Genomic DNA, 13,273 nt, shown 5'->3' with positions numbered 1-13,273 from the left:
CTTTAAACACAGCTATACTTTATAAACTCTATTTTACGCAGGGTACACTTTTACATTTGAGATTTAGTAATACATTATGATTATAGATATTATCGGTGATATACATGGTTATGCAGACAAGCTGGTCGGTCTGCTGCATCAGTTGGGCTATGAGCATAACGGTCAGCATTTCGTGCCACCAACAGGTCATAGGGCGTTGTTCATCGGCGATTTGATCGATCGTGGTTCGCAGCAATTAGCCACGTTAGAGATTGTCTTTGCAATGCTAGATGCCGATGTAGCCGATGCAGTAATGGGCAACCATGAATATAATGCGTTGGCATATGCCACGCGCGATCCTGATAATACTAGCCAGTATTTACGCTCGCACAATGATATCCATAGACGCCAACACGAGGCGTTTTTAGCAGAAATACTATTTGGCTCAGAGCAACATGAGTACTGGTTGCAGCGTCTATACGAAATTCCATTATGGCTCGAGACCGACTACGCCTGCTTTGTACATGCTTGTTGGGATACAGATAGCATGGCAATACTAAAGCCCCTTCTGACTGACGATAACTGTCTGACTCCTACAGGTCTAATCGAAACGGCTAAAGAAAATACCGTTGCCTTTGACGCTTTAGAGCGAGTGTTAAAAGGGGTTGAAACAGGCTTACCTGATGGTATTGTGATGGTAGATAAAGAAGGTACCGAGCGTACACGAGTGCGAGTACGTTGGTGGCTAGATAAGCTAAATACACGCACACTTCGTGAAGTGTCTCGTGCTCCATCATCCGCATTGGCACAAATACCGCCTGACGCACTGGCTGAAAATATTGAATTTGCGCTAAAAACTCATAAACCTGTGTTTGTCGGGCACTATTGGCTCACTGGCACACCTGAGCCACTCAGTCCACAAGTTGCCTGTACTGACTACTCTGCTGCAGTAGATAGCGGCTATCTAACGTGCTATCAACTGGATACCGAACAACCATTACCATTGACGGTCAATCACTTTGTTCAGCATTATCACGATGAAAAACATATATAAAATCGTGATATCAATGCAATTAGCGCCAGACAAGTATTAAAAGTCAAACTTGGCTTTACGACCATAGCAAAATTTTTGTATGATGGTCTTTTTGAGGATATCCAATCATGAGCACCACGAATACTGCTGCTAACCAGAACGGTCCAATCACCTCCCCTGCTGGTCAGCCAAAAGTCGGCATTATCATGGGTTCGCAGTCTGACTGGGCAACTATGAGTGCTGCTGCGCAATTGCTTGCAGACTTTGACATTGCTTTTGATTGTGAAGTTGTCTCTGCACACCGTACGCCTGACAGATTATTTGATTATGCCAAAAGCGCAAAAAATAATGGTCTACAAGTGATCATCGCTGGTGCAGGTGGTGCCGCTCATCTGCCAGGCATGTGTGCCAGTCAAACGCCGCTACCTGTCTTTGGTGTCCCTGTAAAGTCCTCTATGCTGAGCGGTTGGGATAGTCTATTGTCTATCGTACAAATGCCAAAAGGCGTCGCTGTTGGTACTTTGGCGATTGGTGCTGCTGGTGCTTATAACGCTGCCCTACTTGCAATTCAAGTATTGGCATTGCATGATGATACGATTGCTACTAAGCTCGATCAGATGCGCCAGTCTCAGACTGAGACTATTCTCGCTAGCCCAACACCAGGTATTATCAATCCTTAGGTAAATATAAAACGACCTACTTTTATAGCAGCGTCTTTTATATTGATAGCCTAATGATTGAAATTATCACTGTATATTTTCAAGCAATTCCAATTAGAGATAAGGTGCATACAGTGCACCTTTTCCTATTTTCACCCATTGAGTTTTAGATTTTAATAGCCCATACACCTTATTCACTTTTATTCAAAGAGCCTGCCATGACTACAGCAAACGCTTATCCTGTTACCCAAACCATTCGTACCATCGGTATTTTAGGCGGTGGTCAGCTTGGTATGATGCTTGCCGAAGCCGCCATGCCATTGGGTTACCAATGCGTATTCTTAGAAGACAATCCAGAATGCCCTGCCAGCTTATACGGTCGTGTCTTTCATAGCGATCAATTAGAAGACTTTATCGCAGCAGCGGATGTCTTTACGTTAGAGTTTGAGAACACGCCAACGTCTACGGTCGAGCAACTGGTTAGCCTGTCAAAATCTGGCAGCAAGCAAGGCATGTTTCCACCACTGATTGCGCTTGATATCGCTCAAGATCGTCTAAAAGAAAAGCAGATGTTCAACACACTTGATATCGCAACCGTGCCATTTATGGAAGTCAATTCTGAAGCTGAGCTCAAGCACGCTTGTAAAGAGTTAGGACTGCCTATCGTTCTAAAAACCAGCCGAGGTGGTTACGACGGTAAGGGACAGTTCGTTATCAAGCAGGACAGTGATATTAAGACAGCTTGGCTAGATTTAAAAGATGCTGTCAGCGGTAAAGGTTCACTTACGCCAACGCCTGCGCCGTTAATTGCTGAAGGTTTCATTAACTTTAGCCGTGAAGTCTCTATCATTGCAGCAAGAGCGCAAAATGGTCAGGTACGCTGTTACGATTTGGTCGAAAATCATCATCACAACGGTATTTTGGCCAAAACTCAAGCGCCTGCTGTTGGCACGAGTCATCTGTTTCAACAAGCAACAGACGCCATTACCAAAGTCATGAACCATTTGGACTATGTCGGCGTTATGGCGCTTGAATTATTCGTCACCAAAGATGCTCGCGGTCATAACGCGATATTGGCGAATGAGATCGCGCCACGGGTACACAACTCTGGGCACTGGAGTATCGAAGGCGCTATTACTAGTCAGTTTGAGAATCATATCCGTGCTGTGGTTAACTTGCCATTAGGCGATACAGATAACGTGCATCCTGCGATTATGGTAAATGTGCTAGGTCAATATCCTGATATTAGTGCAGTGCTAAACATCGATGGCGCTCATTACCATAGCTATCATAAGGCTGAGCGTGACGATCGCAAGATTGCTCATATAACCCTGATGCCTAATGACGTGACTGATTTAGAGCCTGCTATGACAAAATTGGTTGCTATCTTGCCAAACAAGGTTGGTCTAGATAAAGAATATGTAAGCGTGGATACTCAGCCTAGTAAAGCAGACGTCGATACTAAGAGTAATGCTAAAAACAGTGCTCAGAACAGTATTCAAAATGATGCCAAAGCTGATGACCTAGACAATAAAGACAGCCTGACTACTACCCCATCAAAACCTGAGAAGGCTAAAAAATAATGCAAATTTGGGTGGACGCAGACTCGGTACCATTGATTGCCAAAGATTTGATTATTAAGACGGCTGAACGTACCAAGACCATGGCCATATTTGTAGCCAATCAGCCGATTAAGTTACGCAAGTCGCCCTTACTTGTTATGACTGTCGTGCCATCAGGATTCGACAAAGCTGATGATTATATCGTCGAGCAGATACAAACTGGTGACTTGGCTATTACTAGCGATATTCCCTTGGCCAATGACATTTTGGATAAAGGTGGTATGGTACTAACGACGCGCGGCGTGGTCTACGACAAGAACAACATCAAGCAAAAGCTCAATATGCGCGACTTTATGGACACTATGCGTGGTACTGGTGTCCTAGAGTTGCAAGAAATGAGCGGTCAGAAACCTTACGGCGATCGAGATAAAAAAGCCTTTGCCGACGGTCTTAATCGCTTAGTTCGTTAATACTTTTTATCGCTCTATCTGACGGTCAGCCGCCCTTTCATCTATTATATGATGTCATCTGATCAACGTTTGCTTCCTTGCAAACTGTATACACTCTATAACCAAACACTATTCAATCAGCACGCTTTATAACGAAGCGTGCTACCTATCTTTGTTACTCTATATTCGGTTTTTAAGATAAATAAACTTACAGAATAATTTAAACAATAGAATTTAAATAAAAATAGGAATGATTATGAAAATTTTAGTCGTTGGTGCAAGTGGTCGAGTGGGCGGTGATTTGGTTAAGCAGTTATTGGCTGATGATCATCAAGTTATTGGCACGACTCGTCAGAAAGAAAAGCTATTTGATAATGACAACTATACCCAGCTAGATTTAGACATTACAGCAAGTAAAGACTCTATTGAAAAACAATTGGATCAGGATATTGAGGCTATTTACTTTGTTGCAGGATCTGGTGGCAAAAATGTCTTAGAAGTTGACTTGCATGGTGCCGTGAAAACGATGCAGGCTGCACAAGATAAAGGCATTAAACGTTATATTATGCTGAGCTCAGTCTTTTCATTAGAAACTGAAAAATGGGATGAAAACCCTGGTATTGCAGATTTAAAAGAATACTATATCTCTAAACACTACGCCGATCACTGGTTAGTGAACAACAGCTCACTTGATTACACTATCGTGCAGCCAGGCGCACTAAAAGAACGCGCTGGTACAGGCAAAATCACTATCAATGATACAAGTTCTGGTGAGAATGCAATCGAAGATGTAGCGACAACGTTAGCAGCAGTACTAACCGCAGATAACACCATAGGCAAAGTTTTCAATCTACACAATGGTGATATCAATATCAATGAAGCAGTTGCTACTGTATAAATAAGTTTAGTATTACCAAAATTGGTTGTATCTGCTAAATTTTAGAAGCAGCCAATACAAAAGGTCGTTATCGATTCGCCAATATCTAATTGGTAAATCGGCAACGACCTTTTTATTACGTATTTAGATTACAACTAATCGAAAAAAAGCTCTTTCAATCATGCTTGCCCACTGGGAAAAGGGATAACTTCCTCCAAGCTGCTTGCACCTGTCAACACCATAAGCAATCTATCCATACCGACTGCAATACCACTACATGGCATCAAATCATTGGAGGCGGCTAATAGATGCTCATCGATTGGCATTTGAGGTAGATTATGACGCGCACGTAATTGATTGTCTTGTTCAAAACGGTCTCGTAATACTTGACCATCTGCTAGCTCATCATAAGCATTGGCGATCTCAACGCCATTAATATACAGCTCAAAACGTTTTGCAATTTTATTACCGTCTTTATCCATAGCTGTCTTCGCTAACGCAGCAGTCGCAGGTGGATACTCTATAATTAATGTCGGCAAATCATGACCTAGGTTTGGCTCTACGGCATGACTGAATAACAAATCCAACCAGCTCTGACGACGGTTTTCTTCGCTATCATCAGCATTATTAAAATCAAATCCTGTCAAACCCATATCTTCTGCCACGGCTTGCAATGCAGTTAAACTCGCTGTCAACGGATGTATGCCCACAAAGTCCATAAAGGCATCGACATAGCGATAATGACTCATCACAATTGAATGACCATAGAGCGTCTCCAACAACTCATTAAGTTCAGTTGCCATCTCGTCCAGACTATAATTAGGTTGATACCATTCAAGCATCGTAAATTCAATATTATGACGCATGCCTATTTCGTTATCACGAAAGACAGGACAAATCTGATAAATAGGCACTTGCCAGCTGGCTAATAAACGCTTCATCGCAAACTCAGGCGAGGTATGCAAATAATAAGTGCGTGGACGGTCTTGATAGGTCACGTGAGCTGCTACAGACTGCAAAAAAGTGTCTGTATTGCCTGCTTGGGATAATAGCGGTGTCTGCACTTCCAGTACTTGTCGACTGGTAAAAAACTGACGAATATTGCTAATGAATTGCGCGCGTTGTTGTGCCATCGCAAGTGTCATGGTTGGTGCATAGCTAGGCTTAGAGCTAATAGATTTAAAAGTAATAGGCTGCGAAGAAATGTTATTTGCTTGAGTCATTTGTTATCTACTGCGATTGATTAATAATCGGTTTGGTAATTGGGTGTTTGAATTTTTTAAAACTGCCACTCACGACGTAAATGATAATCGCGTCTCAAACCATCAAAATCAGCGCCATTTACCTGCCCATCAGCTTCCTTGCTTCTCAATGAGGTATCATCCTGCATAATGTCATAAAACTTTGGCAGTCTATCTGGATATGATTTTAGTTCAGACCATAAGAACATATTTAGCGGTAGCAGATTGGACATAGATTGAATTGGAGGTATCGATAATTTTTCACACAAGGCATCATAAATGATTTGTGTGCCACGTAGCTTACCTTCTAGCGTATAGCCAGCGATATGCGGTGTGGCAATAGCAAGTTTGGATAGCAAGCTTACTGCAATCTTTGGCTCATGCTCAAACACATCTAGCACCACTTGACGTCCAGTACGCTCAATGTCTGTTTCAAGCGCACTTTCCTCAATTACAGGCCCGCGCGCACTATTAATCAGCATTGTATCAGCAGGCATCATTGCTAATGCAGCTGCATTTATAAGGTGACGTGTTGGGTAATCACTACCTTTAGGATTCGTCGCATTCTTTTCATTGGTCAAAGGCACATGCAGACTAACCACGTCACTTTGGCTAAGTACCTGCTCCAAGCTAGCATTATTAGTTTTAGAGGTTGGTAACAAGGGATCATAACCTAGCACCTGCCAACCCAAATCATAGGCATATTGAGCAAGCGTACTGCCAATATTACCAAGACCAATAATACCTAATTTTAATGACACCGACTGCTGCCAATACTGCGGACGCAAAGTTAAAATAGCCGTCAATACATATTGAGCCACAGAATGCTTGCTACAACCAGCCGCATTGGCGAAAGTGATATTGCGAGACGCTAGATAATCTTGATCTACATGGTCGGTACCAATAGTCGCAGACCCGACAAACTGCACACTGTTATTATCAACCAGTAAAGTATTACCTACTTTTGTCACCGAGCGTATCAGCAGCACATCTGGCTGCACTTCGGCAAGTAGCGCTGTATCGATATCTCGACCAGCGACAGTAATAATCTCAACCTTATGCTCAGTCAGCTGACCTAGCATAGAATCATTAAAAAAATCATTCAGACTGGCGATGTTGCTGTCCGCTAAAATAGTGATATTTTTAATTGTACTTAATTTATCAGTCTTATTATTCGTCGATTCTGTCATATTCTTATTTATCATTTGCCATCATCTCTATCGATAATTTTTTACATCATATTTGCTAGCGATTCATTATTCTGGTTCGTGCACAGGATCTATCGCACGAGGGTCAGAAAGCATCACCTCTTGCTGAGCAAATATCTCATTCTTATGCTGCGATATCCACTCGCGCCATACCGCAAGTCCGATAGCCAATACGACAGGCCCGATAAACAAACCAACAAAACCAAACGCTGTTAGGCCACCTAGTACACCAATAAAAATAATGATAAAAGGAATCTTGGTCGCGCCGCTAATAACGATAGGACGAATCAAGTTATCCACCCAGCTAATTACTAATACACCCCATAGCGCCAAGCCAATACCTTCTGCAGTATGTCCTTGGCTCAATAACCAAATCGATACACCGCCCCAAACGAATGGCGTGCCAAACGGAATCAAGGCAATGATAAAAGTAACAATGGTTAATAAGATAGGACTTGGCGCACCAGCGAAGTAATAGCCGATACCAGCCAATAATGCCTGAGCCAATGCCGTCAACCCGATGCCGTATACCACAGCGCGCGTAGTTGTACCCACAGAATCGATGTAACCATCAATGCGATTACCGATGATGTTACGCAGCGCTTGACGAATCTGCCGAACCAGACTGGTGCCATCACGATAAAAAAAGAAGAGCGTCATTAACGCCATACCGAGTTTGGCCAAACTACTGAACACCACATCGAATGCTATTTTGCCATAATATAAATGCGACTGAACCCAAATGCGAAAAGCTTCTAGCGTCCCTTCTGGGTTTTTATTGATACGCCACAGTACGTCTTTGACTTGCTGACCAATGATAGGCAAATCTTTAAGAGAGTCAGGCACATCTAAGTAGCCTACCTTGATACGATAAATCAAGTTGCTGATTAAACTTAAAGCTTCTTGCTGCAAGATAAACACACCGATGACCAGCGGCACGCCTATTATCAGTGAGATGCTCACCGTCATAATAGCGGCACTAAAATCTGGGCTTAGCTTCACCTTTTCATGGAAGAAATTATAAATAGGAAAAGTCACATAGGCCAAAATCGCTGCCCACAGCGCTGGTACAATAAAAAACTGCACCACTTGAAAACACAATACGAACAGCACTACTAGCAACGTAATTGCCAATAAGCGCTGAATAATAAATTCTTTTGTCCAGTTTTCAATCATAGCGTATAAACCAAAAGCGGACAGCAAACGATAATTTTGCTGGCGAGTTTATAAATGTGTGATGAATATCAGCTCTTAGACACTGTCTATAAGCTGTATCCATTAGCGAGAGTTGCGAATCATACAAAAAAGCATTGTGTCGGACTTATATTGCTACGGACTTATAAATTCACATGAAGATTAAGTAACATGACAATTAAATAGTATGACTATGTCCAGTTCTATACTATAAATTCATAGCCATTTATTATTGTAGATAAAATAATAAAAATGCAGCTAGCACACTTTATTATGCAATAAAGCGTGTGAATTATATAACGCGTTGTTGTAATCTTTACTTACAACTTTGTCTATGCAAGCTTACTAGATGACGACGATAATGACTAGCGCATAATGCATGAATTTAGTGTGTAAAAATGATGTATCGAAAACTGCTTTTATGTTCAGCTTTTAAACTGTTATCTTATAAGGGAATCCACTGGTGCGTTCTATTTGTCGCGACAATTGATGTTATACTAAAGCAATTATTTTAAGCTTTTCAGTGTAGTTAAGTTTATTTGCACATATTTATTTACATCGTCGTACAGACATCGAATCCTCTGAGCCAGATTTCAACACCCGCTTATATCGTCTTCTTTTAGACTATCATAAGTTCTAATTTTAGGGTGTCGCTATCACTTAGAGTGAGTTACTTGAGCAAAATCATAAGTCTTTTATAAAGACTTATATAAGATTTAGACTCAGCATATCAGCTCAATATTTGAGCTTGATATGCAAGAGCGCAGTTTTGAGTTAATTTCGGATTTACTTTGATTTTATTTGAAATCAATACAGACACACCAAATTTTAATAATATATCGATAGGAACAATAACAATGTCAAAAGACACTGATAACCCCAACTCTAACACCTCAAACGAAGCCAGTAAGACCAATAAACCACAAGATACTGTCACTTTTGCTTTAGCTCAATCACATTTTTTGGTCGGTGATATCGCAACCAATGTCGAAAAAATGCGTACCCTAGCATTACAAGCACGCGAACAAGGTGCTGACGTAATCGTATTCCCAGAGTTAGCGTTGCTAGGCTACCCTCCACAAGATTTATTGCTACGTCCAAGCTTATCAGGTCGTGTTAAAAGCGCTTTATCTACTTTAAGTGATATCGATGATATCGTCATGATTGTCGGCTATCCGCATGTCGATCATCACGGTACTTTTAACTCTGCTGCCATCCTACATAATGGTCATCAAAAAGGTTTTTACCATAAGCAAATTTTGCCAAATTATGGCGTGTTTGATGAGCGTCGCTATTTCGATAAAGGTCGCAATCAAGTTTTATTTGACTATAAAGGCATTACTATCGGTCTACTTATCTGTGAAGATTTGTGGGAAAAAGGGCCTATCTCCGAGCTTAAAAAACAAGGTGCTGATTTAATCGTAAGCTTAAATGCCTCGCCTTTTGAGATTGAAAAGCAAGACAATCGCAAAACCATGCTGGCCAAGCGTAGCCGTGAAAATAAGCTACCTATCGTCTATGTCAACGCAGTGGGCGGACAAGACGATCTAGTATTTGATGGTGGCTCTATGGCTGTACAAGCTGACGGTAGCATTGCTCATGAAGCGCCGCGCTTTATGAACCAGTTGCTACTGGCTACGTTAGATGTAAAAACTGCGAAGTTTAACGAGCAGACCAAAGCGCCTCTAACCTTGAGCCGTGAATCTGAAATGTATCAAGCGTTAGTCGTCGGTCTACGCGACTATGTCAACCATTCAGGATTCTCTGGCATTATTGTCGGGTTGTCAGGTGGTATTGACTCAGCATTGACACTCTGTATCGCTGTTGACGCTCTAGGCGCTGACAAGGTATATGCAGTCATGATGCCATACGAATACACCTCTCAAATCAGTCTAGAAGATGCTCAAGCCCAAGCACGTCGCTTAAATGTTTCTTACACCGTCTGCCCTATTTTTGACGCTGTCGAAGGCATCCGTCATACGTTAGCGCCGTTGTTCAATAAGTCACCAGCGGACACTACTGAAGAAAACATCCAAGCGCGCGCTCGCGGTGTTATTTTGATGGCCTTGTCTAATAAATTCGGTCATCTGGTCATTACGACTGGTAACAAGTCAGAATTGGCTGTTGGTTACTCAACGCTATATGGTGATATGGCTGGCGGCTTTGACGTACTAAAAGACGTATATAAGTCTCAAGTTTATAAATTGGCGAGCTATCGTAACCGTTTAGAAGATACGCCTGTCATTCCTGAGCGCGTTATTACCCGTCCGCCATCGGCTGAACTACGTCCAGATCAAAAAGATCAAGACAGCTTGCCAGACTACGATGTGTTAGATGGTATCTTGACATCATATATCGATGAAGATATGGGCTATCAAGAGATTATTGATAAAGGCTTTGATGCTGAGATGGTCGCCAAAGTCATCAAAATGGTAGACAACAGCGAATACAAACGCTTGCAATCTCCTATCGGTACTAAGATTAGCCACAAAGCTTTCGGACGTGAACGCCGTTATCCATTGGTTAATAAGTGGTCAATCAAAGGTTAATTACTACATACCTCTCAACTCTTACTATCTATAAGTTGAGAGGTACTAGTTAGCCAGTTTTAAAAGATATCGAATTTTTTATTATTAGCTGGGTGCTTGCCCAGCTTTTTTGGTTTTTATCCATCAAAAATTTTTACACCTAGCCATATTCTTTTCCACACAGTTTCACCAACTATTTTGCCTTAATTATCTTTATTTCTTTTTCGAGTACGTCATGAGTTTGCTAACCGCTAGTGTCTTTCTTCTTTTACTGCTTGCCTTAAGCACCTTTGTCTCTGCTGCTGAGATTGCCATCGCCGCAGGACGCAAAATCAAGCTCCAAATTATGGCAAAAGAAGGCGATGTTCGCGCACTTGACGTCCTTAATATGCAGGAGCATCCTGGAAGTTTTATTACCGTCGTACAAATAGTGCTAAACGCGGTCGCTATTTCAGCTGGTGCCGTGGGTGAATCAGCCATCAGTCCATATCTCGAGCAGTTATTGAATAGTGAAACGATAGCATCAGTCATATCGTTTGTACTTATTACGAGTTTGTTTTCACTACTTGCCGACCTAATGCCCAGACGTTTGGCCATGTCAAATGCAGAGACGATAGCGGTACGGCTTGTACGCCCGATGATGTTGTTGATATTTATACTAAAGCCCATTATATGGGTGTTCGATGGGGCCGCGAATATCCTATTTAAGCTTTTTGGCATCTCAACCATACGTCAAGATGATATGACACCAGAAGATATTTATGCAGTGATGGATGCGGGTGCCGAAGCGGGTGTACTGAAAAAGCAAGAGCATCACTTGATCGAAAACATCTTTGATATGCAGGAGCGTACCGTCACCTCAGTAATGAACCCTCGAGAAAATATCGTTTATTTTGATACCAAGACAAATACCGAAGAAGTCGTGAATATCATGATTGAGCAGCCACACAATAAGTTCTTGGTCTGCCATGATGACGATTTAGAACATATCGTTGGTTATGTGGAATCTCGTAGCTTTTTAGCTTTGGTCTTGAACCAACAAGAAGTTAGCTTAACGAACAAGACTCTATTGAAACCAGCACTTTTCGTGCCTGATACTTTGTCTCTATTTGAAGTATTAGAGATGTTTAAATCTACTGGCGCTGATTTTGCGGTTATTGTGAATGAATATGCATTAGTCGTTGGTGTTATCACCTTAAAGGACGTGATGAGCATTGTGATGGGTGAGTTGGTAACGCTAGAAGAACAACCTATTGTCCAGCGCACTGACAACTCGTGGCTAATCGATGGCATGACCCCTATCGAAGATGTGATTCGTGCATTAGATATTGTCGACTTACCACGCAGTCAAAATTACGAAACTATCAGTGGATTTATGATGTATATGCTCCGAAAAATTCCTAAAAAGACCGACACAATTGAGTATGCCAATTATCGATTTGAGATTATTGCGACTGATAATCTTAAAATTACGCAGATGCTAGTCACAAAATTAGAAGATGTCATTTAATTTAATGACTAGTTAAAGGATGCTTAACTAGCCAATTCATATCGTTTTAAGCACGTTGACCAAATATAGCAGTGCCGACACGTACCATTGTTGTGCCGTTTTCTATCGCTTCTGCCATATCACCACTCATACCCATACTAAGCGTATCCCAACTATCTAGCTCTGGATAGTCGGCTTTAACATCTTCAAACAACTGCTTAGTTCGAGCAAAGGCTTCCGTATTCTCTTTAGCAGGAATAATCATCAAACCTCGCATTTGTAAGCGCTCATACCCTTTGATCGCTGTTATCAGCTCTGGCAACTGGGCTGGCAAACATCCGGATTTGCTATCTTCGTTATCGATATTTAATTGAATCAACACATTCAACGGTGGCAGGTCAGCTGGTCGTTGGTCATTTAACCGTTTAGCGATGATATCGCGCTCAACCGTTTGCACCCAATCAAAGTGCTCTGCAATGTCACGTGTCTTGTTACGCTGAATACTACCGATATAATGCCAAACGATACTCTTGCCTACAGGCTGAGCTTTAAGTTCAATAATTTTTTCGATGGCCTCTTGTAGATAGTTTTCACCAAAATCACGCTGTCCCTGCTTTGCTAAGGTTGCAATCATATCGGCAGGTTTCGTTTTCGAAACAGCCAGCAGCATAATATTGTCAACCTGTCTGTCAGCACGATCACACGCTTGCTTCATCTGTTTACTAACTTGCTGCCAGTTATCGATAAGTGTCATTTCATCAATATTGCCATTCACTTCCTTCATATTTTTCCCTTACTGCTTGATTAATTTTTTGAGATTTTTTTCTGCAATTTTTATTATATAAAAAACATAACTATCCGATTTTTAAAAGTAAATTAAAAACAACTCCTATGAGAATTATTTTAAAACGATCCAGTTTTGGTTTTTCTTAATTTAGTAGATGGTTAAATACTCATAGTCTTGTTATGATATTGTTACATGCTTTAACATATGCTGCTAAATATGCTAGTGATGGTAAAGACCTGTACTGGTGAGCTTCTTATCATCTCTTAT

11 protein-coding genes are annotated in these 13,273 nt (G+C 41.4%); 7 read left to right on the top strand and 4 right to left on the bottom strand.

The window, feature by feature from the left end:
- The first annotated feature begins 76 nt into the window (after positions 1-76).
- The 5 genes from JMX96_RS07635 (at position 77) to JMX96_RS07615 (ending at position 4,580) form a co-directional block, all read left to right on the top strand.
- Positions 77-1,033, top strand: coding sequence for a metallophosphoesterase (locus tag JMX96_RS07635; RefSeq protein ID WP_201568376.1), 957 nt, complete (start codon positions 77-79; stop codon positions 1,031-1,033).
- A 107-nt stretch (positions 1,034-1,140) separates the two neighbouring features.
- On the top strand, positions 1,141-1,692 hold the full coding sequence (gene purE, locus JMX96_RS07630) for a 5-(carboxyamino)imidazole ribonucleotide mutase (RefSeq protein WP_201568374.1): 552 nt from the start codon (positions 1,141-1,143) through the stop codon (positions 1,690-1,692).
- A gap of 197 nt (positions 1,693-1,889) precedes the next feature.
- Complete coding sequence (locus JMX96_RS07625; RefSeq protein ID WP_201568373.1) at positions 1,890-3,254, top strand: 5-(carboxyamino)imidazole ribonucleotide synthase; 1,365 nt, start codon at positions 1,890-1,892, stop codon at positions 3,252-3,254.
- The gene (locus tag JMX96_RS07620) at positions 3,254-3,703 is read left to right on the top strand and encodes a DUF188 domain-containing protein (protein WP_201568371.1); all 450 of its coding nucleotides are present in this window, start codon (positions 3,254-3,256) and stop codon (positions 3,701-3,703) included. The genes JMX96_RS07625 and JMX96_RS07620 overlap by 1 nt, the downstream gene beginning before the upstream one ends.
- Positions 3,704-3,938: 235 nt before the next feature.
- A complete protein-coding gene (locus JMX96_RS07615; protein ID WP_201568369.1) occupies positions 3,939-4,580 on the top strand; it encodes an NAD(P)H-binding protein in 642 nt (213 codons plus the stop codon).
- Positions 4,581-4,738: 158 nt separating this feature from the next.
- Here the strand turns inward: JMX96_RS07615 and epmA are convergent, their stop codons facing one another.
- From epmA to JMX96_RS07600, 3 genes are all read right to left on the bottom strand, one after another.
- Complete coding sequence (gene epmA / locus JMX96_RS07610; protein WP_201568368.1) at positions 4,739-5,782, bottom strand: EF-P lysine aminoacylase EpmA; 1,044 nt, start codon at positions 5,780-5,782, stop codon at positions 4,739-4,741.
- 56 nt (positions 5,783-5,838) lie between these two features.
- A complete protein-coding gene (locus tag JMX96_RS07605) occupies positions 5,839-6,948 on the bottom strand; it encodes a 4-phosphoerythronate dehydrogenase (RefSeq protein ID WP_201568616.1) in 1,110 nt (369 codons plus the stop codon).
- Positions 6,949-7,056: 108 nt separating this feature from the next.
- Complete coding sequence (locus JMX96_RS07600) at positions 7,057-8,184, bottom strand: AI-2E family transporter (protein WP_057758261.1); 1,128 nt, start codon at positions 8,182-8,184, stop codon at positions 7,057-7,059.
- A gap of 875 nt (positions 8,185-9,059) precedes the next feature.
- Between JMX96_RS07600 and JMX96_RS07595 the strand changes: the two genes are divergently transcribed.
- Complete coding sequence (locus tag JMX96_RS07595) at positions 9,060-10,751, top strand: NAD+ synthase (RefSeq protein ID WP_201548552.1); 1,692 nt, start codon at positions 9,060-9,062, stop codon at positions 10,749-10,751.
- 214 nt (positions 10,752-10,965) lie between these two features.
- Positions 10,966-12,240, top strand: a complete 1,275-nt coding sequence (locus JMX96_RS07590; RefSeq protein ID WP_201568366.1) for a hemolysin family protein — start codon at positions 10,966-10,968, stop codon at positions 12,238-12,240.
- 46 nt (positions 12,241-12,286) lie between these two features.
- Here the strand turns inward: JMX96_RS07590 and JMX96_RS07585 are convergent, their stop codons facing one another.
- Positions 12,287-13,003, bottom strand: coding sequence for a YggS family pyridoxal phosphate-dependent enzyme (locus JMX96_RS07585; RefSeq protein ID WP_201568365.1), 717 nt, complete (start codon positions 13,001-13,003; stop codon positions 12,287-12,289).
- Positions 13,004-13,273: the final 270 nt, after the last annotated feature.

It is taken from the genome of Psychrobacter sp. JCM 18900 (assembly GCF_904846625.1).
Taxonomy (GTDB): domain Bacteria; phylum Pseudomonadota; class Gammaproteobacteria; order Pseudomonadales; family Moraxellaceae; genus Psychrobacter.
The sequence above is the reverse complement of the archived record's forward strand: the minus strand, read 5'-3'. Positions and strand labels throughout refer to the sequence as shown.

What these genes read in the sequence shown, in the direction of transcription:
- JMX96_RS07635 (WP_201568376.1), top strand. Translation starts at nt 77, where the DNA reads ATGATTATAGATATTATCGGTGATATACATGGTTATGCAGACAAGCTG.
- purE (WP_201568374.1), top strand. Translation starts at nt 1,141, where the DNA reads ATGAGCACCACGAATACTGCTGCTAACCAGAACGGTCCAATCACCTCC.
- JMX96_RS07625 (WP_201568373.1), top strand. Translation starts at nt 1,890, where the DNA reads ATGACTACAGCAAACGCTTATCCTGTTACCCAAACCATTCGTACCATC.
- JMX96_RS07620 (WP_201568371.1), top strand. Translation starts at nt 3,254, where the DNA reads ATGCAAATTTGGGTGGACGCAGACTCGGTACCATTGATTGCCAAAGAT.
- JMX96_RS07615 (WP_201568369.1), top strand. Translation starts at nt 3,939, where the DNA reads ATGAAAATTTTAGTCGTTGGTGCAAGTGGTCGAGTGGGCGGTGATTTG.
- epmA (WP_201568368.1), bottom strand. Translation starts at nt 5,782, where the DNA reads ATGACTCAAGCAAATAACATTTCTTCGCAGCCTATTACTTTTAAATCT.
- JMX96_RS07600 (WP_057758261.1), bottom strand. Translation starts at nt 8,184, where the DNA reads ATGATTGAAAACTGGACAAAAGAATTTATTATTCAGCGCTTATTGGCA.
- JMX96_RS07595 (WP_201548552.1), top strand. Translation starts at nt 9,060, where the DNA reads ATGTCAAAAGACACTGATAACCCCAACTCTAACACCTCAAACGAAGCC.
- JMX96_RS07590 (WP_201568366.1), top strand. Translation starts at nt 10,966, where the DNA reads ATGAGTTTGCTAACCGCTAGTGTCTTTCTTCTTTTACTGCTTGCCTTA.
- JMX96_RS07585 (WP_201568365.1), bottom strand. Translation starts at nt 13,003, where the DNA reads ATGAAGGAAGTGAATGGCAATATTGATGAAATGACACTTATCGATAAC.